The organism is Paenarthrobacter nicotinovorans (assembly GCF_021919345.1).
Classification (GTDB): domain Bacteria; phylum Actinomycetota; class Actinomycetes; order Actinomycetales; family Micrococcaceae; genus Arthrobacter; species Arthrobacter nicotinovorans.
In genome coordinates, this window is sequence record NZ_CP089293.1 from 1 (window position 1) to 25,410 (window position 25,410).

The 25,410-nt window shown below is 61.7% G+C and carries 23 protein-coding genes, 2 tRNA genes and 1 pseudogene; 16 read left to right on the top strand and 10 right to left on the bottom strand.

All coding sequences use genetic code 11. The features are described from left to right. From dnaA to JMY29_RS00060, 12 genes and pseudogenes are all read left to right on the top strand, one after another. The gene (dnaA, locus tag JMY29_RS00005; protein WP_018778482.1) at nucleotides 1–1,419 is read left to right on the top strand and encodes a chromosomal replication initiator protein DnaA; all 1,419 of its coding nucleotides are present in this window, start codon (nucleotides 1–3) and stop codon (nucleotides 1,417–1,419) included. Between the two features lie 576 nt (nucleotides 1,420–1,995). Continuing rightward, the gene (gene dnaN / locus JMY29_RS00010) at nucleotides 1,996–3,120 is read left to right on the top strand and encodes a DNA polymerase III subunit beta (protein ID WP_018778481.1); all 1,125 of its coding nucleotides are present in this window, start codon (nucleotides 1,996–1,998) and stop codon (nucleotides 3,118–3,120) included. Between the two features lie 15 nt (nucleotides 3,121–3,135). Then, nucleotides 3,136–4,047, top strand: a pseudogene (gene gnd / locus JMY29_RS00015) (phosphogluconate dehydrogenase (NAD(+)-dependent, decarboxylating)); the annotation flags it as partial. 23 nt (nucleotides 4,048–4,070) lie between these two features. Continuing rightward, complete coding sequence (gene recF / locus JMY29_RS00020) at nucleotides 4,071–5,264, top strand: DNA replication/repair protein RecF (protein WP_018778479.1); 1,194 nt, start codon at nucleotides 4,071–4,073, stop codon at nucleotides 5,262–5,264. Next, a complete protein-coding gene (locus JMY29_RS00025; protein WP_018778478.1) occupies nucleotides 5,251–5,805 on the top strand; it encodes a DUF721 domain-containing protein in 555 nt (184 codons plus the stop codon). Before recF ends, JMY29_RS00025 begins: the two co-directional genes overlap by 14 nt. A 338-nt stretch (nucleotides 5,806–6,143) precedes the next feature. Then, nucleotides 6,144–8,222, top strand: a complete 2,079-nt coding sequence (gyrB, locus tag JMY29_RS00030) for a DNA topoisomerase (ATP-hydrolyzing) subunit B (RefSeq protein ID WP_018778477.1) — start codon at nucleotides 6,144–6,146, stop codon at nucleotides 8,220–8,222. A gap of 63 nt (nucleotides 8,223–8,285) precedes the next feature. Next, nucleotides 8,286–10,958 carry a DNA gyrase subunit A gene (gene gyrA, locus JMY29_RS00035; protein WP_079582045.1) on the top strand — a complete coding sequence of 891 codons (2,673 nt, stop codon included), beginning with the start codon at nucleotides 8,286–8,288 and terminating at the stop codon, nucleotides 10,956–10,958. Next, nucleotides 10,955–11,680 carry a DUF3566 domain-containing protein gene (locus JMY29_RS00040; protein ID WP_026267271.1) on the top strand — a complete coding sequence of 242 codons (726 nt, stop codon included), beginning with the start codon at nucleotides 10,955–10,957 and terminating at the stop codon, nucleotides 11,678–11,680. The genes gyrA and JMY29_RS00040 overlap by 4 nt, the downstream gene beginning before the upstream one ends. A 113-nt stretch (nucleotides 11,681–11,793) precedes the next feature. After that, a tRNA-Ile gene (locus JMY29_RS00045) sits at nucleotides 11,794–11,867 on the top strand. A 68-nt stretch (nucleotides 11,868–11,935) separates the two neighbouring features. Continuing rightward, entirely contained in the window at nucleotides 11,936–12,034 is a 99-nt protein-coding gene (locus JMY29_RS00050; RefSeq protein ID WP_229778667.1) for a DLW-39 family protein, read from the top strand. 71 nt (nucleotides 12,035–12,105) lie between these two features. Beyond that, nucleotides 12,106–12,181: transfer RNA gene (locus JMY29_RS00055), tRNA-Ala, on the top strand. 116 nt (nucleotides 12,182–12,297) lie between these two features. Beyond that, a complete protein-coding gene (locus JMY29_RS00060; protein WP_018778471.1) occupies nucleotides 12,298–13,221 on the top strand; it encodes a DMT family transporter in 924 nt (307 codons plus the stop codon). Between the two features lie 34 nt (nucleotides 13,222–13,255). Here the strand turns inward: JMY29_RS00060 and JMY29_RS00065 are convergent, their stop codons facing one another. Together JMY29_RS00065 and JMY29_RS00070 are read right to left on the bottom strand one after the other, a co-directional pair. After that, the gene (locus JMY29_RS00065; RefSeq protein WP_018778470.1) at nucleotides 13,256–14,131 is read right to left on the bottom strand and encodes a glycosyltransferase; all 876 of its coding nucleotides are present in this window, start codon (nucleotides 14,129–14,131) and stop codon (nucleotides 13,256–13,258) included. A 129-nt stretch (nucleotides 14,132–14,260) separates the two neighbouring features. Further along, the gene (locus JMY29_RS00070) at nucleotides 14,261–15,232 is read right to left on the bottom strand and encodes a hypothetical protein (protein WP_189076463.1); all 972 of its coding nucleotides are present in this window, start codon (nucleotides 15,230–15,232) and stop codon (nucleotides 14,261–14,263) included. Between the two features lie 153 nt (nucleotides 15,233–15,385). Between JMY29_RS00070 and JMY29_RS00075 the strand changes: the two genes are divergently transcribed. Continuing rightward, nucleotides 15,386–15,928, top strand: coding sequence for a peptidylprolyl isomerase (locus JMY29_RS00075; protein WP_018778468.1), 543 nt, complete (start codon nucleotides 15,386–15,388; stop codon nucleotides 15,926–15,928). A 20-nt stretch (nucleotides 15,929–15,948) separates the two neighbouring features. After that, a complete protein-coding gene (locus JMY29_RS00080) occupies nucleotides 15,949–16,803 on the top strand; it encodes a rhomboid family intramembrane serine protease (RefSeq protein WP_055976705.1) in 855 nt (284 codons plus the stop codon). A 51-nt stretch (nucleotides 16,804–16,854) separates the two neighbouring features. On the opposite strand, the gene JMY29_RS00085 is transcribed toward JMY29_RS00080, so the two are convergent. The 7 genes from JMY29_RS00085 to JMY29_RS00115 form a co-directional block, all read right to left on the bottom strand. Further along, a complete protein-coding gene (locus JMY29_RS00085; RefSeq protein WP_189076464.1) occupies nucleotides 16,855–17,475 on the bottom strand; it encodes a GyrI-like domain-containing protein in 621 nt (206 codons plus the stop codon). 756 nt (nucleotides 17,476–18,231) lie between these two features. Beyond that, nucleotides 18,232–18,831, bottom strand: a complete 600-nt coding sequence (locus JMY29_RS00090; protein ID WP_018778465.1) for a DNA-3-methyladenine glycosylase I — start codon at nucleotides 18,829–18,831, stop codon at nucleotides 18,232–18,234. Nucleotides 18,832–18,970: 139 nt separating this feature from the next. Next, a complete protein-coding gene (locus JMY29_RS00095) occupies nucleotides 18,971–19,687 on the bottom strand; it encodes an alpha-ketoglutarate-dependent dioxygenase AlkB family protein (protein ID WP_039238999.1) in 717 nt (238 codons plus the stop codon). Beyond that, on the bottom strand, nucleotides 19,684–20,313 hold the full coding sequence (locus tag JMY29_RS00100; protein WP_018778463.1) for a methylated-DNA--[protein]-cysteine S-methyltransferase: 630 nt from the start codon (nucleotides 20,311–20,313) through the stop codon (nucleotides 19,684–19,686). The genes JMY29_RS00095 and JMY29_RS00100 overlap by 4 nt, the downstream gene beginning before the upstream one ends. Beyond that, on the bottom strand, nucleotides 20,310–20,840 hold the full coding sequence (locus JMY29_RS00105; RefSeq protein ID WP_018778462.1) for an RNA polymerase sigma factor: 531 nt from the start codon (nucleotides 20,838–20,840) through the stop codon (nucleotides 20,310–20,312). The genes JMY29_RS00100 and JMY29_RS00105 overlap by 4 nt, the downstream gene beginning before the upstream one ends. Next, nucleotides 20,840–21,349, bottom strand: a complete 510-nt coding sequence (locus tag JMY29_RS00110) for a methylated-DNA--[protein]-cysteine S-methyltransferase (protein ID WP_039239004.1) — start codon at nucleotides 21,347–21,349, stop codon at nucleotides 20,840–20,842. The genes JMY29_RS00105 and JMY29_RS00110 overlap by 1 nt, the downstream gene beginning before the upstream one ends. 45 nt (nucleotides 21,350–21,394) lie before the next feature. After that, nucleotides 21,395–21,649 carry a cell division protein CrgA gene (locus tag JMY29_RS00115; RefSeq protein ID WP_018778460.1) on the bottom strand — a complete coding sequence of 85 codons (255 nt, stop codon included), beginning with the start codon at nucleotides 21,647–21,649 and terminating at the stop codon, nucleotides 21,395–21,397. Nucleotides 21,650–21,822: 173 nt separating this feature from the next. On the opposite strand from JMY29_RS00115, the gene JMY29_RS00120 reads away from it, so the two are divergent. Together JMY29_RS00120 and JMY29_RS00125 are read left to right on the top strand one after the other, a co-directional pair. After that, nucleotides 21,823–22,635, top strand: coding sequence for a class E sortase (locus JMY29_RS00120; RefSeq protein WP_018778459.1), 813 nt, complete (start codon nucleotides 21,823–21,825; stop codon nucleotides 22,633–22,635). Nucleotides 22,636–22,805: 170 nt separating this feature from the next. Continuing rightward, nucleotides 22,806–23,447: an aminodeoxychorismate/anthranilate synthase component II gene (locus JMY29_RS00125; protein ID WP_039239007.1), complete on the top strand. Its 642-nt coding sequence runs from the start codon at nucleotides 22,806–22,808 to the stop codon at nucleotides 23,445–23,447. A 51-nt stretch (nucleotides 23,448–23,498) separates the two neighbouring features. Here the strand turns inward: JMY29_RS00125 and pknB are convergent, their stop codons facing one another. Then, entirely contained in the window at nucleotides 23,499–25,409 is a 1,911-nt protein-coding gene (gene pknB / locus JMY29_RS00130; RefSeq protein WP_189076465.1) for a Stk1 family PASTA domain-containing Ser/Thr kinase, read from the bottom strand. Nucleotide 25,410: the final 1 nt, after the last annotated feature.

The following is a 25,410-nucleotide window of genomic DNA, read 5'->3' on the forward strand; positions in this document are numbered from 1 at the left end:
ATGACAGTAGACGAAGCCAACCACGCCAACACTGTCGGAAGTTCCTGGCGCAGGGTGCTAACCCTCCTGGAACAGGACGACCGGGTCACACCCCGTCAGCGTGGTTTCGTCATTCTCGCCCAGGCCCAAGGCCTTATCGGTTCAACCTTGCTGGTGGCCGTGCCCAATGAGCTAACCCGCGAAGTCCTCCAGACGCAGGTCAAGGATGCTCTGGATGACGCCTTGCGAAATGTCTTCTCCGACGACATCCGCTGTGCCATCGATGTCGACACCGATCTGGTACCCGTCCATGCCGAGCCGGAACCCGCCGTCGAGCTTTCCGCCGTTCCTGACTTCGCTGAGCCGAAGCCGCAGCCAACCCCGCCGAGCACCTCACATGAGTTCGGCCGCCTGAATCCTAAGTACATCTTCGACACTTTCGTGATCGGTTCCTCGAACCGGTTTGCCCATGCGGCCGCCGTCGCTGTCGCAGAAGCGCCGGCAAAGGCGTACAACCCGCTCTTCATCTACGGCGACTCGGGCCTTGGCAAGACGCACCTGCTGCACGCGATCGGGCACTACGCACGCAGGCTCTACAGCGGCATCCGGGTCCGCTACGTGAACTCGGAAGAATTCACGAACGACTTCATCAACTCCATCCGTGATGACGAGGGCACCAGCTTCAAGACCACGTACCGCAACGTGGATGTCCTCCTGATCGATGACATCCAGTTCCTGGCAGGCAAGGACCGGACGCAGGAAGAGTTCTTCCACACGTTCAACGCGCTGCACAACGCCAACAAGCAGGTTGTCATCACCTCGGACCAGCCACCCAAGATGCTGGCCGGCTTCGAGGACCGCATGACTTCCCGCTTCGAGTGGGGCCTTCTGACGGACATCCAGCCGCCGGAACTCGAAACGCGTATCGCCATCCTCCGCAAAAAGGGATTGAGCGAAGGCCTCTCGGCTCCCGATGACGCCTTGGAGTACATAGCGTCCAAGATCTCCAGCAACATCCGCGAACTTGAAGGCGCACTGATCCGCGTCACGGCTTTCGCCAGCCTGAACCGCCAACCGGTGGATGTCGCCCTCGCAGAGATGGTGCTCAAGGACCTGATTACCGACGACGGCGCCCAGGAGATCACGGCGAAGCAGATCCTTGACCAGACTGCTGACTACTTCAAGCTCAGCATGGAAGAGCTCTGCAGCAAGTCCCGTACCCGCACCCTGGTGACCGCACGCCAGATCGCGATGTACCTCTGCCGCGAACTGACGGATATGTCGCTTCCCAAGATCGGGCAGGAGCTCGGCGGACGTGACCACACCACGGTCATCCACGCCGACCGCAAGATCCGCGAGCTCATGGCCGAGCGTCGTGTGATCTACAACCAGGTCACAGAGCTCACCAACCGCATCAAACAGCAGCAACGCGACTCCTGAAATCCACATCGCGTCCGCCACTACATACCTTATTAACAGGCACATGTGGATAAGCCTGTGGATACTTAAGGGGACAAGCACGGTTAATGGGCTTAAAACCCTTAAGCCGTCTGTGGATCGTTAAAAACCGGCTTTGGAGTTGTCCCCATCCACAACCTGTTTAAAACCCAGTTAACGCACAGTCCATGAACAGGGCTTAACCCCGGATCTGCGCCGCGGGATGGGGTTATCCACAGTTTCCACAGCAGTTATTAACACTACGAATCCCAAAAAATTGAAATCCCTCAAATAACAATCTCGTTCTGCCACCCACCCGACCCTCCGAAGGACATGCCAAGTTCCGGGCCAAGGCCAGCCTGCGGCTGTCCACATAGGACGGGTCGGAGCAATCGGGGATGGGTTAATCGCGGATCTTCCGGCTAAGCTGTCAGCAGCGCTCCCATCCTTGGGTCTTGTTTGTAGTTCGCTGAGTGCGGACCATGCAGGTTCCGATGCCGGACTGCGAAGATTTAGCGGTTTCCAAGCAGGAATCCGCGGCTACTACATGGCAGCAGCAATGAAAGGCGGCACCCCTCCGTGAAGTTCAGAGTCGACCGCGACGTCCTGGCAGAAGCCGTTACGTGGACCGCGCGGTCGTTGTCTCCGCGGCCGCCCGTTCCTGTGCTTTCCGGCCTCCTCCTCAAAGCTGAGGCGGGAACCGTAAGCCTCTCGAGCTTCGACTACGAAACATCGGCGCGCCTGGAAATCCCCGCTGATATAGCCGTCGAGGGCACCATCCTGGTTTCCGGACGCCTCCTGGCAGACATCTGCCGCAGCCTCCCCTCGGCTCCGGTCGAGGTTGAAACAGACGGAAGCAAAGTCACTCTTACCTGCCGTCGAAGCAGCTTCCACCTGGCCACAATGCCTGAGTCTGAGTACCCGGCCCTTCCTGCGCTTCCGGCCATCAGCGGCACCTTGCCCGGCGACGCTTTCGCCCAAGCCGTGTCCCAGGTCATCATCGCTGCGAGCAAGGACGACACCTTGCCGATCCTGACCGGCGTCCGCATGGAGATCGAGGATGACCTCATCACGCTCCTGGCTACGGACCGCTACCGGTTGGCCATGCGGGAAGTGCCGTGGAAGCCAGTAACTCCCGGCATCTCAACCAGCGCACTCGTGAAGTCCAAGACCCTGAACGAAGTCGCCAAAACCTTGGGCGGCAGCGGTGACATCAACCTGGCCCTCGCGGACGACGACAGCCGGCTTATTGGTTTCGAGAGCGGCGGCCGTACCACGACGTCGCTCCTGGTAGACGGCGATTACCCGAAGATCCGCTCACTTTTCCCGGACTCTACCCCGATCCACGCAACAGTCCAGACCCAGGAATTGGTGGAGGCTGTACGTCGCGTTTCCCTCGTTGCAGAGCGCAACACTCCCGTCCGCCTCGCCTTCACGCAGGGCCTGCTGAACCTCGACGCCGGCACCGGCGAAGACGCGCAGGCTTCCGAAGAGCTCGAAGCACAGTTGTCCGGCGATGACATCACCGTGGCCTTCAACCCGCACTACCTCGTTGAAGGTTTGAGCGTCATCGAGACCAAGTACGTTCGCTTCTCCTTCACCACCGCTCCCAAGCCGGCCATGATCACGGCCCAGGCTGAGGCCGACGGCGAAGACCAGGACGACTACCGCTACCTCGTGATGCCGGTCCGCCTTCCCAACTAATCGGCAAAACCCGCCCCGCTTTCGCAGAAAAGAGTTCGCACTGTGCACATCGGATTGATCGGCCTTGGAAAAATGGGTTTCAACATGCGGGAACGCATGCGGAAAGGCGGCATCGAGGTCACAGGCTTCGACCGGAATCCCGAGGTCACCGATGCCGCTTCGGTCGACGAGCTCATTGCCGCCCTTCCTACTCCGCGGCTCGTGTGGGTCATGGTTCCCTCAGGGGAGATCACTGACGCGGTCGTGACGGAACTCGGCGGGAAACTGAGCCCCGGCGATATGGTGATCGACGGCGGAAATTCACGTTTCACCGAAGACCAGAAGCACGCTGCCGCGCTGGCCGAGAAGGGCATCCGCTTCGCTGACTGCGGTGTTTCCGGCGGCGTCTGGGGTCTCCAGAACGGTTACGGCCTCATGGCTGGTGGAGCTGACGAAGACATCGAACTTGCCATGCCGGTCTTCGACGCTCTTCGTCCTGAAGGCGATCGGGCCGACAGCTTCGTCCACGTTGGCGGCGTTGGCGCCGGCCACTACGCCAAGATGGTGCACAACGGTATCGAGTACGGCTTGATGCAGGCCTACGCCGAGGGATATGAACTCCTCGCCGCAAAGGACATCGTCAAGGACCTTCCGGGAACGTTCCGCGCATGGCAAAAGGGAACGGTTGTCCGGTCCTGGCTCCTGGACCTCATGGTGAAGGCACTCGACGAAGATCCGGGGCTGGCCTCCATTGACGACTACGTCGAAGATTCCGGCGAGGGCCGCTGGACCGTGGAAGAAGCCATCGCCAATGCTGTTCCAGCACCGGCCATCACGGCTGCGCTCTTTGCACGCTTTGCTTCGCGCGAAGACAACTCACCGGCCATGAAAATGGTTTCCGCCCTGCGTCACCAGTTCGGCGGACACGCCACCCGTCCGGCCAACTAGGCCGCAGGAGTCCTGCAAACGGCGTGTACCTCGAACATCTTTCGCTGACTGATTTCCGCAGCTACGCACAGGTAGACCTGAAACTGGGTCCCGGTGTCACCGTGCTGGTGGGTTCCAACGGCATCGGCAAGACAAACCTCATGGAAGCCATCGGCTATTTGGCTACCCTGAGCTCGCACCGTGTCAGCACAGACGCGCCATTGCTTCGTTTTGGTTCAGAACGCGCATTGATCCGGGCCCGTTTGGTCCGTGGTGAGCAAGCGACGGTCATCGAGCTTGAAATCAATGCCGGGCGCGCCAACCGGGGACGCATCAACCGGGGAAACCCGGTGCGCGCACGGGACATCCTGGGCATTTGCCACACGGTGCTGTTCGCGCCCGAGGACCTGGCACTGGTGAAGGGGGACCCCTCCAACCGCCGGCGCTTCCTCGATGAACTGCTGGTCAGCCTGGTACCCCGCCATGCTGCCACCCGCAGTGACTACGACCGCGTCCTGAAACAGCGGAACGCCCTGTTGAAATCGGCCCGTGCAGGCAAATTCACTGCGGGTCATGAAGCAACCCTGGATGTGTGGGACCAACACATGGCCAAGGCCGGGGCCGAACTGCTGCACGCCCGGCTGGAGTTGGTGGAGCGGTTGCGTCCGCACCTGAACAGCGCCTACGCCCAACTCACGGATGGTTCCAAGGACGCCGGGGCGGTTTACCGCTCCACCATCCAGGACATCCTGGACGACGACGGCGGTCCGGCCGACTACGGAACGGAACCTTCGCCGTCGGTTGAGGACCTCAGGCTGCTGTCCGTCGACGAACTCACCGAACGCTATGTCCAGGCCTTCGCAGCCTCGCGGAAAAAGGAACTTGAGCGGGGCATCTCGCTTGTTGGCCCGCACCGCGACGAGTTGGAACTCGTTCTGGGACAGGCTCCAGCCAAGGGCTATGCCTCCCACGGCGAAACGTGGTCCATGTGCCTGTCCTTGCGCCTCGCTTCCTACTACGTCATGTTGGACGATGCCCGGACTGGTGGAACTGCGCCGATACTGATTCTGGACGATGTTTTTGCCGAATTGGACGTGCAGAGGCGGCGTAAACTGGCTGCAATAGTGGCCGGCGCCGAACAGGTTCTGGTGACTGCTGCCGTCGATGCCGATATCCCTGAGGAGCTGGCCGGACGGCGCGTAACCGTTGTTCCGGGAGGCATCGATGGCGAAGGATAGTCCCGAAGGACTGCAACCGGGCCGGGATCCGGACGAAATTGATGCTGCCCAGGCGGCGCTGAACCGCATGCGTGAAGCAGCCGCGGCCCGAGGTGAAGTAAGGCTGCGTGCCCCCAGGCCCGGATCTGCTCCCAAACGCAAGGGTCTGCGGGATACCCGGGGTTTTGCGCAGTTTCATGGCAGCGGCCGCGACCCCTTGGGCTTGGGCAATGTTGTGGGAAGGCTTGTGGCAGAACGCGGTTGGACTTCTCCTGTTGCCGTCGGTTCCGTCATGGCCGAATGGGAAACGTTGGTTGGGTCGGACATCTCCGCCCACTGCACCCCGGAGAGTTTCACCGACACCACGCTGCATGTCCGCTGTGACTCAACGGCATGGGCCACGCAATTGCGGTTGCTCAGTACCAGCCTCTTGGAGATGTTCCGGAATGAGCTGGGTGAAGGGGTTGTCACCAGCATCCAGGTACTGGGGCCATCAGCTCCAAGTTGGCGAAAAGGCGGGCGCAGTGTCAACGGCCGCGGCCCCCGGGATACTTACGGCTGAACGGCGTGCAGGGCGTTTCAACGCCCCCGGGTCGTATAGGCACCCATCGGGACCTCCGCAGGGCCATTGCAGATAGGGCCAGCGGCCTCCCATCGGCATATTCAGCTCTGGGCTGCCCCCGTATTTGCAAGGATTCACGGGTTTCCACGATAGAATTGGCGTAGATCACTGAGCGCCGGTGAAACGTCGTCGGATCCCGAATCCACTCCTGTGGCAGTTGGGAACCCCCGTCGTCGGAGTAATCGGCGCAATCAGTCACGTGCCCGTTGGCGGCCGCGGTTCGCCGCGGGCAGCTGCGGGAACGGCCGACATCGAGTACAGAGGAGTCGAAAGCGCCTGTGGCTAACGACAATGCAGAGACCTTGGCAGTAGAGCCCCAAGAGGAGACTGTTCCCACGCCTGATACGCCTGCGGAGGCCCCCAGGGAGTACGGTGCCAGCGACATCACCGTGCTGGAAGGCCTCGAAGCCGTGCGCAAACGCCCCGGTATGTACATCGGTTCAACCGGTCCCCGCGGCCTGCACCACTTGGTCTATGAAGTGGTGGACAACTCTGTTGACGAGGCCCTGGCCGGTTACTGCAGCCATATCGAAGTAACGCTCCGCGCTGACGGCGGAGTGCAGGTGGTCGATGATGGCCGCGGCATTCCCGTGGATATCCACCCCACCGAGGGTAAGCCCACGGTTGAAGTAGTCATGACCATCCTGCACGCCGGCGGCAAGTTCGGCGGTGGAGGGTACGCGGTTTCGGGTGGTCTGCACGGTGTCGGCATTTCGGTTGTGAACGCCCTTTCCCGTCGTGTGGACACGGAAGTGCGCCGCCAGGGCCACGTTTGGCGGATGACCTTCGCCGACGGCGGCAAGCCCCAGGGCGAACTCGTCAAGGGAGAAGAAACCGAGCGTACCGGAACGTCCCAGACGTTCTACCCCGACGGAACGATCTTCGAATCCACTGAGTTCGACTTCGAGACTCTTCGCGCACGTTTCCAGCAGATGGCCTTCCTCAACAAGGGCCTGCGGATCACGTTGACTGACGAGCGTCCGGTCAACCGCGATGGCGATGACGACCTTGACCTGGACGCAGTAGCCACCGAAGGCGAAGTTGCAGCCGAGCACCGCACGGTTGTCTACGAGTACCCGGACGGCTTGCTGGACTACGTCAAGCACCTCAACTCGAACAAGAAGGTCGAGATCGTCCACGAGGACGTCATCGCTTTCGAAACCGAGGACACTGAGCGGCACATCGCCGTCGAGGTTGCCATGCAGTGGACCACCGCTTATTCGGAAAGTGTCCACACGTACGCGAACACGATCAACACCCACGAGGGCGGAACGCACGAAGAAGGCTTCCGTGCCGCTATGACATCGCTGATCAACCGCTATGCGCGCGAGAAGAGCATCATCAAGGAAAAGGAAGACAACCTTACCGGTGATGACATCCGCGAAGGCCTGACTGCGGTGATTTCGGTAAAGCTTGCTGAACCGCAGTTCGAAGGCCAGACCAAGACCAAGCTGGGCAACTCCGAGGTCAAGGGCTTTGTCCAGCGCGTGGTTACTGACCAGCTGGGTGACTGGCTGGAACGGAACCCGGGCCCGGCCCGCGACGTTATCCGCAAGGCCATTTCAGCCGCCCAGGCCCGCATGGCCGCCCGGAAGGCGCGCGACAATGCCCGCCGAAAGAGCCCGCTTGAGTCCTTCGGTATGCCCGGTAAGCTCTCTGACTGCTCGTCGAAGGATCCTTCGCGCTGCGAGGTCTACCTCGTTGAGGGTGACTCGGCCGGCGGCTCGGCCAAGCGTGGGCGCAACCCCGAAACCCAGGCGATCCTGCCGCTGCGTGGCAAGATCCTGAATGTGGAGCGCGCACGCCTCGACAAGGCTTTGGGTAACGCTGAAGTCCAGTCCATGATCACCGCATTCGGCACGGGAATCGGCGAAGACTTCGACATCTCCAAGCTCCGCTACCACAAGATCGTGTTGATGGCCGATGCCGACGTTGATGGTCAGCACATCACCACCCTGTTGATGACGTTGCTGTTCCGTTACATGCGCCCGCTCATCGAGAACGGTTATGTGTACCTGGCCCAGCCGCCGCTGTACCGGATCAAGTGGTCCAATGCCGCGCACGACTACGTCTACAGCGATCGTGAACGCGACGAGACCATCCGCAAGGGTGCCGCCATGAACAAGCGCCTCCCCAAGGACAACGGCATCCAGCGCTACAAGGGCCTCGGTGAAATGGACTACACCGAGCTGTGGGATACCACCATGGATCCGGGTCGCCGCACGTTGCTGCAGGTAACCATGGACGACGCATTGGCAGCCGACCAGACCTTCTCCGTGTTGATGGGCGAGGACGTTGAATCACGCCGTAACTTCATCCAGCAGAACGCCAAGGACGTCAGGTTCCTCGATATCTAAGGGCCCAGCAGGGCACCTGAATATTCCAGAACCGACATATACCTGAAACGGAAACCTTAGATTATGAGTGACGAAACTCCCGAAGTCCCGGCTGAATCGAACGACGCCGAGGAAGTTGTTCTTGAGGGTGATGTGCTGACCGACCGCGTGGAGCAGGTGGACCTGCAGACAGAGATGCAGCGGTCCTACCTGGACTACGCCATGGCCGTGATCGTCGGCCGCGCCCTCCCGGACGTCCGCGACGGACTCAAGCCAGTTCACCGCCGCGTTTTGTACGCAATGTTCGACGGCGGCTACCGCCCCGACCGCTCCTTCAACAAGTGCGCCCGCGTCGTGGGTGACGTCATGGGTACCTACCACCCTCACGGTGACATGGCGATCTACGATGCCCTGGTGCGCCTGATCCAGGACTGGACCATGCGCTACCCGCTGGCACTGGGCCAGGGTAACTTCGGCTCGCCCGGCAACGACGGCGCTGCTGCACCGCGTTACACGGAAACCAAAATGGCGCAGCTGGCCATGGAGATGGTCAGGGACATCGACGAGGAAACCGTCGATTTCCAGGACAACTACGACGGCAAGAACCAGGAACCGACCATCCTGCCGGCCCGTTTCCCGAACCTGCTGGTCAATGGCTCCTCAGGCATCGCCGTCGGCATGGCAACCAATATCCCGCCGCACAACCTCCGTGAAGTTGCCGAGGGCGTCCAGTGGGCACTGGAAAACCCCACCGCCACGCGCGAAGAGTTGCTTGAAGCCCTGTTGCTGCGTATCAAGGGACCCGACTTCCCCACAGGCGCCACCATCCTGGGCCACAAGGGTATCGAGGACGCTTACCGCACTGGCCGCGGCTCCATCACGATGCGCGCGGTAGTCAACGTTGAAGAGCTCCAGGGCCGTACCTGCCTGGTAGTCACCGAGCTTCCGTACCAGGCCAACCCGGACAACCTGGCGATCAAGATCGCCGAGCTGGTCAAGGACGGCAAGATCCAGGGCATCGCCGACCTCCGCGATGAGACCTCCGGCCGCACCGGCCAGCGCCTGGTGATCGTCCTCAAGCGCGACGCCGTGGCCAAGGTGGTCCTGAACAACCTCTACAAGCACACGCAGCTGCAGGACAACTTCTCGGCGAACATGCTGGCAATTGTCGACGGCGTGCCGCGCACCTTGAGCCTGGATGCCTTCATCCGGCACTGGGTTGCCCACCAGATGGACGTCATTGCGCGCCGCACCCGTTACCGGCTGCGCAAGGCCGAGGAAGAAGCGCACATCCTGCGCGCACTCCTCAAGGCACTGGACATGCTGGATGAAGTCATCGCGTTGATCCGTGCGTCCAACACCACGGAAGCAGCCCGCGAAGGCCTGATGGAGCTGTTGGAGATCGACGAGCTCCAGGCCCGGGCCATCCTCGACATGCAGTTGCGCCGCCTGGCCGCCCTGGAGCGCCAGAAGATCCAGGACCGGCACTCCGAGCTCGAAGCGATGATCGAGGAATACAACTCGATCCTGGCTTCCGAGGAACGCCAGCGCCAGATCATCAGCGAGGAACTCGCTGAAATCGTTGCCAAGCATGGTGACGACCGGCGGACGCACATCCTGATGGGCTTCGACGGCGACATGTCCATGGAAGACCTGATTCCTGAAGAGGAAATGGTTGTCACCATCACCCGCGGCGGCTACGTCAAGCGCACCCGCAGTGACAACTACCGTTCGCAGCAACGCGGCGGCAAGGGCATCAAGGGAGCCCAGCTGCGTGGCGACGACGTGGTTGAGCACTTCTTCGTCACCACCACCCACCACTGGCTGTTGTTCTTCACCAACTTGGGCCGCGTTTACCGCGCGAAGGCCTACGAACTTGCCGAAGCCGGTCGCGACGCCAAGGGTCAGCACGTTGCCAACCTTCTAGCCTTCCAGCCGGACGAGCACATCGCCCAGGTCCTGGACCTGAGGGATTACCAGCAGGCTCCGTACCTGGTTCTGGCCACCAAGAACGGCTTGGTCAAGAAGACGCGGCTGGAAGACTACGACACCAACCGCACCGCCGGCGTCATCGCCATTAACCTGCGCGATGGTGACGAACTGGTTTCAGCCCAGCTGGTCAGTGAAACAGACGATCTCCTGCTTGTCTCACGCAAGGGCCAGTCCATCCGCTTCACAGCCACGGATGACGCCCTGCGGCCCATGGGCCGTGCCACTTCAGGTGTTACGGGTATGAAGTTCCGTGAGGACGACGAACTGCTGGCCGCGGACGTGGTTCAAGATGGCTCGTTCGTGTTCATCGTGACCGAAGGCGGTTATGCCAAGCGGACTGCCGTGGATGAGTACCGGCTCCAGGGCCGCGGCGGTTTGGGTATCAAGGTAGCCAAGCTGGCCGAGGACCGTGGCGACCTTGTAGGCGCTTTGATCGTCCAGGAAGAAGACGAAGTCCTGGTGGTCATGGAGGGCGGCAAGGTGGTCCGCTCAGCCGTGACCGGCGTTCCCGCCAAGGGCCGCGACACCATGGGCGTCATCTTTGCCAAACCGGACAAGAATGACCGCATTATTGAAGTTGCCCGCAACAGCGAACGCGGTTTGGAAGGCGAGGAATCCGAAGACGGAGCCGACGATGACGTAACGTTGGCTGCAGAGGACGGCGCCGCTGCGGTGACCGCAACGCCCGCAACGGAAAACGACGCAGACCCGGAAAGTGAATCGGGCGCGGAGCTGAACGAAGACAATACCGGAGGTAACGAGTGAGTAATTCCGACTCATATCCCAAGCCGAGCACAGGTGTCCCCGGCGGACTCCGGCAGCCCTCGGGCAATGCACAGGCAGGAACGCCTGCACGGCCCCAGCAACGACCCGGAGCAGGAGCCACCGGTTCAGGAGCCACAGGCGCACGACCGGCGACGGGTGCCAACTCCGCTCCGCGACCTGCCGGTGCCCCCGGACAGCGTCCCGCTCAAGCCGGACAACGACCTGCCCCGGCGGGACAACGTCCTGCGGGTGCCCCCGGGCAGCGTCCGGCCCAGCCCGGCCAGCGGCCTGCAGGGGCCCCGGGCCAGCGTCCGGCCCAGGGTGCCCCCGGCTTGGTAAAGCCCGCTCCCAAGGCGAAGGTGCGCCGTGCACGCCTCCTGGTCAGCAAGGTGGACCCGTGGTCGGTGCTCAAGATGGCGTTCCTGCTGTCCGTAGCGCTGGGCATTGTCACTGTCGTGGCCGCAATCGTTCTGTGGACTGTGCTGGACCTTACGGGAATCTTCAACCAGGTGGACAGCCTCCTGGGCACTCTCGCAGGTTCTGAAGGCGGCGGTTTCGAGCTGAAGAAGATTGCCTCGCTGGGCCAGGTTGCCTCGTTCGCCACCATCATCGCCGTGGTGAATGTTGTTCTGCTGACGGCGCTGTCCATGCTGTCGGCTGTGCTGTATAACATTTCTGCAACATTGGTTGGCGGCGTCGGCGTCACCCTGACGGACGACTAGAAGAAATCCGCGGAATTTCGCCATTTTCGGCGGAAATCTTCCGCGAAATTGCCTCGATTTGAGATCGGGCCGGGAAGTGCTGTACAGTCATATCTCGGCCCGATGAGGCATCGGGGCGTATAGCTCAGGCGGTTAGAGCGCTTCGCTGATAACGAAGAGGTCCCAGGTTCAAGTCCTGGTACGCCCACGGAACCAAAACAGGTTCAGGTAAAACTGAGCCGGAATGAGGTACTTGTGAAGAAGTTGCTGATAGTTGTGGCAGCGGCAATCGCAGGTGTCCTGGTTTATAAAAAGAACCAGGAATCCGAAGCCCGGAAAGATGTCTGGAGCAAATCAACCGATACGGTTGATTAGCCGAGGATCCCGGTTCTGAACTGGTAAAAGCCAGTCCGGAGATGGGGTATGATTGACGGGTTGCTTCTTATGGGGGCATGGCGCAATTGGTAGCGCACCTGCTTTGCAAGCAGGGGGTTCGGGGTTCGAGTCCCCGTGCCTCCACCATAAGGAAAGTCCCGGTCAGGAATGACCGGGACTTTCGCATTTAACACCAGGATCCGGAATATGATCTGGCCGGCAGCTCGAATGGACAGGGAACTCCGGCGCACTAGGGTTGGTCTGTGAACCTTCTCATCGCCGCCCTGGGAGTCCTGGGTGTTGCCTCCTCCGGACCACTGATTGCCGGGACCTTGGGTGCCACCTCGGTGACTGCACTGGCCATCGCCTTCTGGCGGAACGCCATCGGGGCTGTGGTGATGGCGGCGCCTGTAGCTATCCGGGAGCCGAGAGCGTTCGGCAGGATCACCCGGCGTGAGTTCGGCTGGTCGACGGTGGCCGCCGTCGCATTGGCATTCCACTTCGCGTGCTTCATCACCGCACTCCAGTTGACGTCCGTTGCGGCCGCTACTGCTCTGGTCTGCCTGCAGTCAGCCTGGATCGCGGTCTTCCAGATGTTCCGTGGTACCCGCCACCGCTGGCCTGTCCTGGCCGGCCTTGGCATCGCATTCGTGGGCGTTGTGGCGATCACGGGATTCGATATGGGTTCTTCCCCCGAAGCACTGCTCGGAGATCTCCTGGCCGTCGCGGGCGGGGCCCTGGCAGGTCTCTACACCCTGGCGGGCGGCAAAGCCCGGCAGTCCATGGCAACGGGAACCTACACCACGCTCTGTTACGGCATGTGCGCGGCCCTCGTGGCATTGATGGCGCTGGTCAGTGGGCAGCCGTTGTCAGGATTCGACGCCGGCGGCTGGCTGGGCATCATCGCCATCACCGTTTGTGCGCAGTTGGTGGGCCATACGGCCTTCAATCACTTGCTGGCAACGATGAGTCCCCTGCTGGTATCCATGATCATCCTGCTGGAGATCCCAGGGGCCGCCATTCTGGCAGCCATCTTCCTCAACGAAACATTGCCGCCCGGTATCTACGCCGGATTGGGACTTATACTCGCCGGCCTGGCCGTTGTGGTGGCCGGACAGAGGCGCAAGCGCCCGGGAACGGACCGCCCGGAAGCTGACCGGCGGGAAGCCGAGCTAGGCACTGACTGAAGTGCCGGCGTCGTACGTCGACGGCTTACAGGCGTTACAGACCGCCGCGGCGGACGCCCTGAGCCGAATTGGCTGTGTGGATGGCCCGCAGCAATTTGGCGGGGAAATACACGGAGAAGAACACCACCATGGGGGCTTTCAGGGCCATCTTTTTGACGTTATGTGCCTTATAGGTCCGGTCAAAGCGTTGGACGTAGTAGCGGTAGTCCCTCGGTGAGTCTTCCAGCCTGCGCGCGGACATGCCCGAGACCATCTGGGGCACGTACTGGACTTTGAGGTCGTGCTCAAAAAGGTGCAGCGAGAGGTCGATGTCCTCGTGCATCTCATCCTTCTCATCGAGGCATGCCTCGTCGCGGATGGTTTCCCAGGCAGTCCGGCGAAGGGCCATGTTGGAGCCGAACAGGAAGTGGTACTGGTGCTTGGCCAGGCGCAGCATGAGTTGGCGCATCTTGTCATCGGCCTTGAGTCCGAACCGGCGCATGGGCATGTCGTAGTACACCACCGGCCCCGTGGCAGCGGCCACGGACTTGTCAGTGAACGCCTTCTGGACCTGCTCAACCCAATCCGGTTCCAGGACAGAGTCGGCATCGATGCGGCCCACGACGTCCCCCGTAGCGCTGTTCAGGCCGTGGTTGCGTGTGGGGATGAGACCCTGCGTTGCGTCCTGCCGCAGGAGAATGATGGGGCTCTCGGGGTATTCCTGCTGCATCTGCCGCACAATCCGTGCTGTCCGGTCCGTGGACATGTTGTCCACCACGATGATCTCGTCAGCAGGGACAGACTGGTAGATGGCAGCGATGAGGCACTGGCGGATGACGCTTTCTTCGTTATACGCCGGGATGACGATGGAGACCCCGGGGGGTTCCGGGGCATCCTGGAGGGCACCCGTCAAGGGGCTATCGGCTGACATCTCTCCAAATCTAACACCCGCATCCTCGCCCCAGCCGGAGGCTTTGGTTACAAGCCGGCAAACACTGGAGGGACCCCGGCTGCTGCCGAAGTCCCTCCAGTATTGAAGCGGTGCCTATCTGAAAAGCACTTAGCTGTTTGTACCCTTGGCGTCAGCCCCGGTACCTTCGGTGTCCTTGTTCAAGCTGGCCGCGATGTTCTTCACGGCCGTCTTGGCGTCGGTTGCCACCCTGGCGGTGGAGTCCTCGACGTTCTTGAAGGCGTCCTTGGTGGCCTGCTCGGCCTCGGCTGCTGCATCTTCCGGGGTGATGTCCGTTGCACCCGGCTTGGCAGCTTCCGCAGCCGTTGCCGATGCTGCGGTGTCCGCGGGAGCCGGTGCCGGGGCGGCCGGAACCGGAGCCGGCGTGGGGGTGACCGGAGAAGGCGTCTTCCACGGATCCTCAACCGGCTTGGAAGCCTTCCAGGCGGCAACACCGGCGGCCGCAGCTGCGGCAATGACGGTGAAGATCAGCCATCCACGTTTCTTGGGCTTCGGTTCCTTGCCCAACTTCGTGGAGACGGCCTTGGTGGCCTCGTCAGCCACGGCCTTGATCTGCTTGCCGGTAGCGTGTGCCTGCTCCTGGACGCTGTGCACCACGCCTGAATCAACAAGCTTCTGCGCAACCGCGTCAACCTGTGCGGGGGCGTTCTCCAAAACGTGGTGAACGGCTACAGAGGCCTGGCCCAACTGTTCAGAGAGCTTGGGCAGGTACTCGTCCACGACTTTGTCCCGCGCAATACCCAGAGCCGGAGTGGCCTTGTTGAGCGTCTCCTGGATCCGGGGTGTTGCGTCCTCTACGACGTCGTGGATCTTCGGCGCGAGGTGCGCCAGCCCATCCTGGATCCGCGGCGTTACAACTGCCACGCCGTCGGCAAGGTTGTGCGCGGCGGACTTCAGCCCCTCTTGGATCCTGGGGGAAGCGGTGTCAATGCCGTGCTGGATGCGCGGAACAGCCCAATTGACGGCTGCTTCCACACGGGGCGCAGCCCAGTCGCGTGCGTTATCCACACCAACCGCAACGGATTGTTCGAGTTCGCGGGCAATACGGTCTGTTTTCTTCACAACTACCTCCCGATACACGTGCTCGTTTGTTGCTAGCCTACGTCGCTTGGGGAACACCGGCTATTCATCTGCCGGATTCGACCCGGATTTCACCGAGCGCGGAACCGGCTTTACAACGGCAACGGCGTTGACCCTGCATGGAAGAATGGCCCTATGACCATTGCAACTGCAAAAGCAACGATCCACACTACCCTCGGCGACATCAAGGTTGACCTCTTCGGCAACCACGCGCCCAAGACGGTAGCCAACTTCATTGGCCTGGCTACGGGCGAGAAGTCCTGGAACCACCCCGAAACGGGCGAGGACAAGACCGGAACTCCCCTGTACAACGGCACGATCTTCCACCGGATCATCAAGGATTTCATGATCCAGGGCGGCGATCCCCTGGGCCGCGGCGTCGGTGGCCCCGGCTACCAGTTCGATGACGAGATCCACCCGGAACTGACCTTCAACGCTCCGTACAAGCTGGCCATGGCAAACGCCGGCATCCAGATGGGCAAGGGCACCAACGGGTCACAGTTCTTCATCACCACGGTCAACACCGACTGGCTGTTCGGCAAGCACAGCATCTTCGGTGAAGTCACGGATGAGGAATCCCGCAAGGTTGTCGACGCCATTGAGGCTGTCCGCACCGGCATGGGCGACCGCCCCGTTGAGGACGTCGTCATCAACAGCATCGACATCGAACAGCTCTAGTCATTCACTGAGCTGAATCCATGAGTTACGGAATCCCGTCGGCAGAGCCGTCCGCTGATATTCCGGTGTGCCCGCGGCACCCGGACAGGCCCTCCTATGTGCGGTGCCAGCGCTGCGGGCGCCCCGCGTGCCCCGAGTGCCAGCGGACGGCCGCCGTCGGGTTCCAATGCGTTGACTGCGTCAACGAACAAAAACGTACGACGCCGGCGTACCGGTCCCCGTATGGCGGCGCCCTGGCCGTCGGCCGTCCTTTGGTGACGTTCACGATCATCGGGCTTTGCGTGCTGGTGTACATCCTTCAGTGGATTGTCCCCGGCGACCTGATTTTCCAAGACTTTGCGTTCGCGAATGCTTTTGCGGCCACGGAACCCTGGCGGATGTTGACCGCAGCGTTCCTGCATTCCCAGGGATTCCTGCTCCACATAGTCCTGAACATGTATACGCTGTGGATCTTCGGACAAGCCCTCGAGCCACTGCTCGGGCGGATCCGCTTCCTGGCTGTCTATCTCTTGTCTGCTGTCGGTGGCTCGATTGGCTATCTCCTGCTGACCCCTGACTACCCTCTGTCCGGCGTCGTCGGTGCCTCCGGTGCCATCTTCGGCCTCTTCGGGGCCATGCTGGTGGTTCAACGGCACCGCGGTGGCGACACCCGGCAACTGTGGATCCTGATCGCCATCAACGGCGCTATCGGATTCTTTGTCCCCAACATTGCCTGGCAGGCCCACCTGGGCGGGCTGATTACCGGTGGCCTGGCCGCAGCAGCCATCGCCTACGCGCCCCGGGGCAAGAACCAGGCCCTGCTCCAAGCCGGCGGCTTGGTCCTCGTGGCCGGCTTGCTGGCCGTGGTGACCTGGTTCCGCATTACGGCCGGCTAGCAGGCTGCCCGATGCTTGGACTGGCCCCCACGCTCGCTGCTTTTCCGACCTTCAGTCCGTAGGGCGCACGACTGGCTGCCTAAGGATTGTCCTGAGCCTGTCCGGGGCAGTACGCCGGGGATCACCGAGGTAGATCTCATGGTGCCTCCCCGCCATGGCCAGTGAATGCTCCGGTATGAACCTGTTGTGCATCTCATCCAGTACGGGGCCTTCGTCGTCGTAGGGGCCAACGTGAAGTGTCTGCACGCTCAAACCCTCTTCCAACGATTCCAGACGGAGTGCATCTACGGCAGGAGCCGCTCCCTTGTCGGCGACCGACCTGCACGCTGCCTCCATGTGTTCCTGTGTAAGCCACTCGGGAACCATGTTCATCAACGTCCATGACCAGAGTGATTTATCCCGGGCGCTGGTGAAGGAATCCATGTCTTCGGCCCACCACAGGGCTTCCAGCGGCATGACACCATAATCACGCGCGAGCTCACCCTTGCTGAAGAACTTCAGTTTGTAGGCGACCGGATAAAGGGTCGACAACGCGTCCTTGTACGCCTGGGCAGTGTTGGGGTCACCCTTGCCATCGATCATCAGGTACTGCATGGGCGGGACGGTAAGCAGGGAAAACCGTCCCTTGGTCGCACTGTAGGCAGGTATCAGTTTCTTGAGGTCGGTCTTCATGGAACCCACGCTAAGCCCACAGGCCAGGGCGTCCCACCCTGCGGCACCCGTGTTATCCACAAGCGTTATCCACACTGTGAGTAACTTACACACGTGTAGTTATCGTGTTAAGCCCTCGTTGCAGCCCCTGAAGCGCTAGATATCCCCCGAAAGGCATGGATTTCTCCACACCTGTGGATAACTATGTCCCCACCAGCCCGGAATTTGTGGACAAACAAGGCTAATTTGGGATGTCTGTGGATAAGCCTGTTAATTCCGGTGCGTGGAAGCGGCTATCAACAGGCTTATCAACAATGTTAATAACTTACACACGTGTAGTTCAGTCCGGCTTAGGGCCACTGAGGCCCGGCACGACAGCGATCCCTTTGCTGAAACCCACATGTTTTCCCCATCTGTGGATAACTTGTGGGTAGGGGGTTGTTGTTAAGTGGGTAACCGGCACGGACTCGGAAGATGCGAGGCGAGAGTCGACCGGTGCCTCCGGTGCCTCAAGGTAGTGGCCGGATTATTCCGCCAAGACGAACCAGGCAATCCTGCGACGTTGAATTTTTGGTGAAGCTTGGACCACTATCCACAGCTCGATGCACAGTGGGCATAAGTCGCAACATGGGCCGTTTGGCCCCTCCACACGCGGTGTGGCACCGATTTTGGACCTAAGTACGTGGATGTCCACAGAAGTTATCCACCCTTGTGGATAAAGTTACGCACTTCTGTGGACAGCGGCTCAGCCGCCCACAGCGAAGGTGGACGCTTCCCCTAGGTCCACACTCCAGACGTGCCGCGCCGGTGGCTGTCCACCAAATGGGTATCGATGATGCCCACTGCTTCCATCAGGGCGTACATGGTGGTGGGTCCCACGAAAGCGAAACCCTTCTTCCTCAGGGCCTTGGAGAGGGCGATTGACTCCGGCGAAGTTGTGGGGATTTCCGCCAATGTGCGGGGAGCGGGTGTGCTGTCCGGCTGGAAGGACCACACGAATTCCACCAGCCCGCCCTCCTCACGCAAGGCAATGGTGGCTTTGGCGTTCGTGATCGCGGCGTGGATCTTCAGGCGGTTCCGGACTATCCCGGCGTCGAGCATCAGGCGCTCCACGTCGGATTCCGTGAAGGCGGCCACGCTTTCCGGGTGGAAGTCCAGGAACGCCTCTCTGAAGGCCTCGCGCTTCCGGAGGATGGTGGCCCAGGAGAGGCCGGCCTGGAACGCCTCGAGGCTGATGCGTTCGTACATGCCCTGTTCATCGCGCACGGGCATGCCCCACTCGTGATCGTAGTAGGCCTGCATGAGCGGGTCCGAGGCAGCCCATGAGGGACGAGCCAAGCCGTCCGGTCCGATGATGGTGCCGTTATCCGGGGTCATGCGCACTCCTCCGCAACCATGCCGGCCCAGCGGCCGGCATGCATTTAACTGCCGGGGATATTCTTCCCGGCACCTGTGACATTAACAGCTGTCACGTCGACAGCCGGGTAGCACGGAGCCGGTTTCCACGGGTCCGGTCTTACGACAGACCCGTGACACGCATGGTGATATTGATCCGTCCACGATCGAGGCCGCAGCCCTCAGGAGCCGTATCCGGAAGGACCTTGGGGATGCCGTGATAAGCGAACCGGGAGGGCCCGCCGAAAACGAACAGATCGCCCGAACGGAGTTCCAGATCGGTGTAGGGCTTGGTCCGTGACTCGGTGTTGCCGAAACGGAAGATACACGTGTCTCCGATGCTGAGGGACACCACCGGAGCGTTGGAATGCTCGTCCTTGTCCTGGTGCATGCCCATGGCGGCTCCATCGCCGTAATAGTTCACCAGGGCGGCATCCGGTGCGTAGTCCCGGGACAGGCCAATCAAGGATTCATCGACTCCAAGGTCCGGGGAATACGCGACAGCAACGGCCTGCTTCCCCAGGCGGACCATCCACTCAGGAAAATCGAGGACGGGTTGGCCGTTCACGTCGGTCGCCGTCCGTGAATAGCGGTACGGCTGCCAATGCCATCCCAGGCAAACCGTGCGGACGGACATCTGATGCCCTCCCGGCAGAGTTGCAGCCCGCAAGGGAACGGGCCCCTGGGTCCATTCACCAAAACGCCCGACGATCCATCGTTGCTGTTCCAGGGTCAGCCAACCGGGGACGTGAACCGCACCCGGCCGCACCAGGCGTGGACCGGCGTCGTGGTTTTCCGGTTGAACCAGCTCCAGCGGGAACAGGGCGTCGTCGCTCACGCCGCGGCCTCCAGCGTGAGCAATGCGCGTTTGGCTTCAGGACCTCCAAGGTAGCCACCGAAGCTGCCGTCGGATTTGACCACCCGATGGCAGGGAACGATCACGGGAAGCGGGTTGGTGGCGCAGGCGGTGCCCACGGCACGGACGGCGTTGGGGCTGCCGGCCGCCTGGGCCACCTGTGCATAACTCGCCGTGTTGCCGTACGGAATCCGGGGCAGGTGACGGAGGACGTTGAGCCGGAAACCGCGGGATAACCGGAAATCGAGGATGAGGTCGAAGTCGCGGCGTGTACCGGCGAAATACTCTTCGAGTTCCCGGGCAGCGTCGTCGAGGCGCGTGGGCGCTTCCAGAATGCGGGGGCTGACCGTGTCCGCCAGCAACTGCAGGACGGAGTCATGGTTTTCCAATTCGAAGGCTACCCGGATGATTCCGCGGTCCGTGGCTGCCAAGAGGAGCTTCCCCACCGGTGAATCGACGGTTCGGTAGGCGATGTCCAGGGTGTGGGTCAGTTGTGCGTCGAGGGCCAGACGGGCATGGAGGTCCGCGAGGGCGGGCCCAAGGGCAACGTCCAGTGGTTCCAGGAGTGACAACACCTCGGTGTGCCCGGGGCTGGGGTCGAGGGTCATTGCACTTCACCTTTCGACGATGAATGGACCAGCGGAACGGGGGTGTGGACGGCTGCCCGGAGCGCCTTCACGCCATCTGCTCCGGCCCGGCGTGCGGCCTCCGGGGAACTGCCCAGAAGGGCGCCGATCTCTTTGTAAGGCAGCCCGGCGAGGTAGTGGTACGCCACGGCCTGGCGCTGCTTCGAGGGCAACTTGGCGACGGCGTCGAGAAGCTCGGTGTCCCGTTCGCCCGGAAGGCCCAGGCGGGTTGGTTGTTCCGGCGGTTGTTCCACAGGTAATGCCCGGCGCGCACCGGCCCGCAGATGGTCAATGCACTTCCGGTGGGCGATGGTCACCAGCCAGGCTTCCACGTTGGCCCCCACGGGAAGATCGGGATAGGCCTGGAGAGCCGCCAGGAACGTGTCCGACCAGGCGTCGTCGGCATCGTGGACGCCGAGAATTGCACGGCAAACACGAAGCACTGTCGCCCCGCGTTCCCGAACAACTGCTTCGAACGGTTTCTTGCTGGCCGCCTGTCCGTCTTCCATCAGAAGAGCTTGCCCTCTCTTACGGAATCCGGTTCTTCCAGTTCCAGGAGGAAGCGCTTGTTGCGAAGCCCGCCGGCATAGCCGGTCAGTTGCCCCTTCCGGCCCACTACCCGGTGGCAGGGGATGATGATGCTGATGGGATTACGGCCGACAGCCGAACCAACTGCCTGCGCCAGGTGGGGATCACCCAGTTCCTGGGCCAATTCCCCATAGCTGACCGTTTCCCCGAAAGGAATGGTCTCGAGGCGTGCCCAGACCTTCTCCTGGAAGGGATTTCCGCGTGCCTCGAACGGCACGTTGAATTCGGTGCGTTGACCGGCCAGGTATTCGGAGAGCTCGCTCCGGGTGCGGGAGAACACCGGGTCCTCGATGGTGGTGGGCTCTCCGAAATAGTCGGGCGGAGGCATATGCCAGTGGCCTTCGTAAAATATGCCCGTCAAAAACTCCCCGCGGGCTGTCAGCGTCAACTGACCCAACGGGGAGTCCAACGTGGTGTGCCGGTTGCTCATATCCTGTAGACGCCAGCAAGCACTGGAATGTGAGGTCCGGAATTCCTAGGAGCGCCAGCGCGTGGTCATGAGGAACCCGACAATTGCAATGCCGAAGCCGGCCACGATGTTCCAGGATGCCCAGTCGCGGACCGGGAACTGCCCTTCAGTGATGTAGAAGGTGATGATCCACAGGAGGCCGAGGATCATCAATCCAAACATGACGGCCTTGTACCAAACCGGGTTGGGCTTGTACTGCTGCGTGGCCGAAGTCTGTGGGGCCTGGCGGGCAGGCCGCTTGCGGGGCTTGGACTCGGGCACGGATCCTCCTGGACTGTTCGGTTGATACCCGTCCCTGCCGGCCTTGATATCCTGCAGGAAGGAAATTTCCAGCGGTTAACGGCCACACGGCGTTCCGGGTTGGTTCTAGCTGTCAAGTCTAGCCGCAACTCGGGATACGCCCGCGACGCCCGCGCCCTATATGAGGAGACCCTGTGGCGCACCAGCAGACGACGGCGGCATCAGCCGTGCCGTCCGCCAGCCCGGGGCAGGAACGGCGGCCCCGAAAGCGTCGACGGGCCTCGGATGTTATCCGTAAAATCAGCCAGATCTTCGGCGAACTCCTCATCACAGCCGGGATAGTCCTGCTGCTGTTCGTTGGCTGGGAATTGTGGTGGACAAACGTGGAAGCCGATGCCAAGCAAACGGAAGCGGTGAAGAGCTTCGCCCAGGAATTCACCGGCCCGGTAGCTCCGGCGGCGCCGGTGGGTCCGGTGGACTATGGCCCTCCCGTGGTGGGCAAGGCTCCCGGCAACGGCGGAACCATCGGGATCATGTACATCCCCCGCTTCGGCCAGGACTACACCCGCCCCATCATTGAAGGCACGGGCTCGGACGTCCTGGACACCTTGGGATTGGGCCACTACGGAACCACCAGCATGCCTGGAGCTCCCGGCAATTTTGCGGTGGCCGGCCACAGGCAAACGCACGGTGCGGTCCTGGACAACATCCACACGTTGGTTCCCGGTGACAAGATCTACGTCCAAACCGCGGATGGCTACTACACCTACGTGTTCCGCAACAATCAGATTGTCCTGCCGGACCGTACCGACGTGCTGATGCCCGTGCCTACCCAACCGGGGGCAACCCCCACGGAAAGTTTCCTCACCATGACCAGCTGCAATCCCCGCTTTGGTGCACAGGAACGCATCATCGCGTACTCAGTGCTGGATGGTTGGCAACCTGCCTCGGCAGGGCCGCCGTCGGAAATAGCCGCCCAAGTAGCCCGCGCCCACGGAAAGGGGTAGCAGATGTACGCATGGATTTTCCGGAACTTGCCCGGTCCGCTATGGGTACGGATCCTGACCTCACTGGTACTGGTGGGTGTGGCCCTTGTCTTGATGGTCGAGTTCCTCTTCCCCTGGTTTTCCCAATTCACCACATTGACTGACTCAACGATTGGTTTAGTGCAGCAGCCATGAGCACAACAAAGATTTTGGTAATAGATAACTACGACAGCTTCGTCTACACACTGGTGGGCTACCTTCAGGAACTGGGTGCGGAAACAACGGTCGTCCGTAACGACGACGTCACCCTTGCCGAGGCCATCGAACTGGCCGCAACGCGGGACGGCGTATTGGTTTCCCCCGGGCCCGGGACCCCTGCAGAAGCCGGCGTGTGCATTGAGCTGATCAAGTGGTGCGGTGAGGCCTCCAAACCCATGTTCGGTGTCTGCTTGGGACACCAGGCCCTCGCTGAGGCCTACGGCGGAGTGGTGACCCACGCGCCGGAACTCATGCACGGCAAGACATCACCCGTGCGGCATGAAGGCAAAAGCGTCTTCGTCGGCCTGCCCTCGCCCGTCACGGCAACGCGGTACCACTCACTGGCGGCGGTTCGTGACTCCATACCGGACGTCCTGGAGGTCACAGCGGAGACGACGAACGGTGTAGTGATGGGTCTTCAACACAGGACCGCTCCCCTGTGCGGTGTCCAGTTCCACCCGGAATCAGTGCTCACCGAGGGTGGGTACCAGATGTTGGGGAACTGGCTCGAATCCCTGGGCATGGCCGGTGCCGCCGAACGTGCCTCCAAGCTGAGCCCGCTCATTAAGCAATAACTGCCGGTAAAGACTTTCCCGGCGGGACGGTGGATCCGCCCAGGCAGCAGGCTATTTCTTGGTTGTCGTCGGCGTAGGCTTCGGCGTAGGCGTGTCCGTTGTGGGTGTTGGAGTGGGGGTCGGGGTCGGGACAGGCGCGGGAGCCTTCGCAACAGTAACGGTGACCAACTTGCCCTGATCTACCTCGCTGTTGAATACCTCGCTTTGTGCCGTGACCTTGCCCGGATCCACCTGCGAGTTTTCCTGTTCCACTACCTGCATGGTCAAGCCGTTGGCCTTCAGCGCCGCTTCGGCCTCCGCCACAGGCAGGCCAATGAGTTGGGGCATCAGGACCTTGCCCGATGAGATCTGCAGCTCCACCTTTGAGGACGTAGCTATGGGTCCGCCCGGCGCCGGGGCTGTGCTGATCACCTGGCCCATGGGTACCGTCGGGCTGTGCGTCCGGACACTGGTGATGGTGCCCGTGATACCAAGTTCCCGCAGGGCGTCGGTCGCGTTTGCTTCCGTGCGGCCCACGATATCCGCCGGTATGGTCACCGAACTCGGACCGCTGGAGACCTTGAGGATCACTTCGCCGTCCTGGGGCACCTTGGCGCCCGCTGCGGGCGAGGTGCCAATGGCCATGTCCTTGGCCACAGTATCGCTTGGCTCGCGTACGGATTTCGGTACCAGCTTGAGCGAGTAGAGCTTCTGGATCGCTTGGGATTCCGACATGTTGGCCACCACCGGAACCTCGATCTGTGCAGGTTCGGCCGGCTTGGCGTTCATGAGGTTGTAGAGCCAGAACCCGCCGCCGGCCAGTACCAGGATAGTGAAGATCACCAGGGTGGAGATCCACGCTCGACGCCGGGACTTCTGCTGGGCGGGCCGCTCACGTTCCGCTGGGAGGCCCAAAGGAAGGGGTTCCTCGTGCTCGTGGTCCAAGGTCTCGTCCTTGAACTGGTCCACGTCCAAAAGCCCCACGGCGGTAGTGCTCAAGAGCTGCGTGGCGGGATCTTCCTGTTCCACGAGGTCGTTGGGATCTGTGGGGGCTTCGCTTGCCGGGAGTGCAGGCACGGGAATGCCATTGCTGGCTGCCCGGAGGGCCCGACGGAAGGCCGCTGCGTCCTGGAAGCGGTCAGTACGGTTTTTCTGCAGTGCCTTGACCAAAACGGAATCCAGCGCATCTGTGATATCCGGGTTGTGGGTGCTGGGCAGTTCCGGGGTTTCCCGGACGTGCTGGTAGGCGACGGACACCGGGCTGTCACCAACGAACGGCGGCCTGCTGGTCAGCAGTTCGTACAGGAGGCATCCAGCCGAGTAGAGGTCGCTGCGGGCGTCCACGGTTTCGCCCCGGGCTTGTTCCGGGGAAAGGTACTGCGCGGTGCCAACGACTGCCTGTGTTTGGGTCATGGTGGCCGCGGAATCTGCCATGGCCCGGGCGATTCCGAAGTCCATGACTTTGACGTCGCCGGTATCCGCACACACCATGACATTGGCCGGCTTGATATCCCGGTGCACAATCCCTGCCCGGTGGCTGTACTCCAGGGCTGAGAGGACACCCAGCGTGTAGCCGACGGAGTCCTCTACGCCCAGTTCCTTCGCCTTGATCATGTCCCTCAGGGTGCGGCCCGAGACGAACTCCATGACGATGTACGGAACGCGGACATCCTCTCCGGGCCCACCTGGAACGGAATATTCTCCGGTATCGAAAATAGCCACGATGGAGGGGTGGTTAAGCGCCGCGACGGCTTGGGCTTCACGCTTGAAACGGGCCTGGAACTGGGGATCGCGGGCAAGGTCGGCACGCAGGACCTTTACGGCGATGGTTCGGCCCAGGAGGGTATCTGTTCCCTTGTAGACGTCAGCCATGCCGCCACGACCGATCAACTCACCGAGTTCGTAGCGTCCATTGAGGATGCGCTGTGAAGACACAGGTGTGCTCTCCTCTCGATGCGCGGGGCCGGGACGTGGCGTAGACATG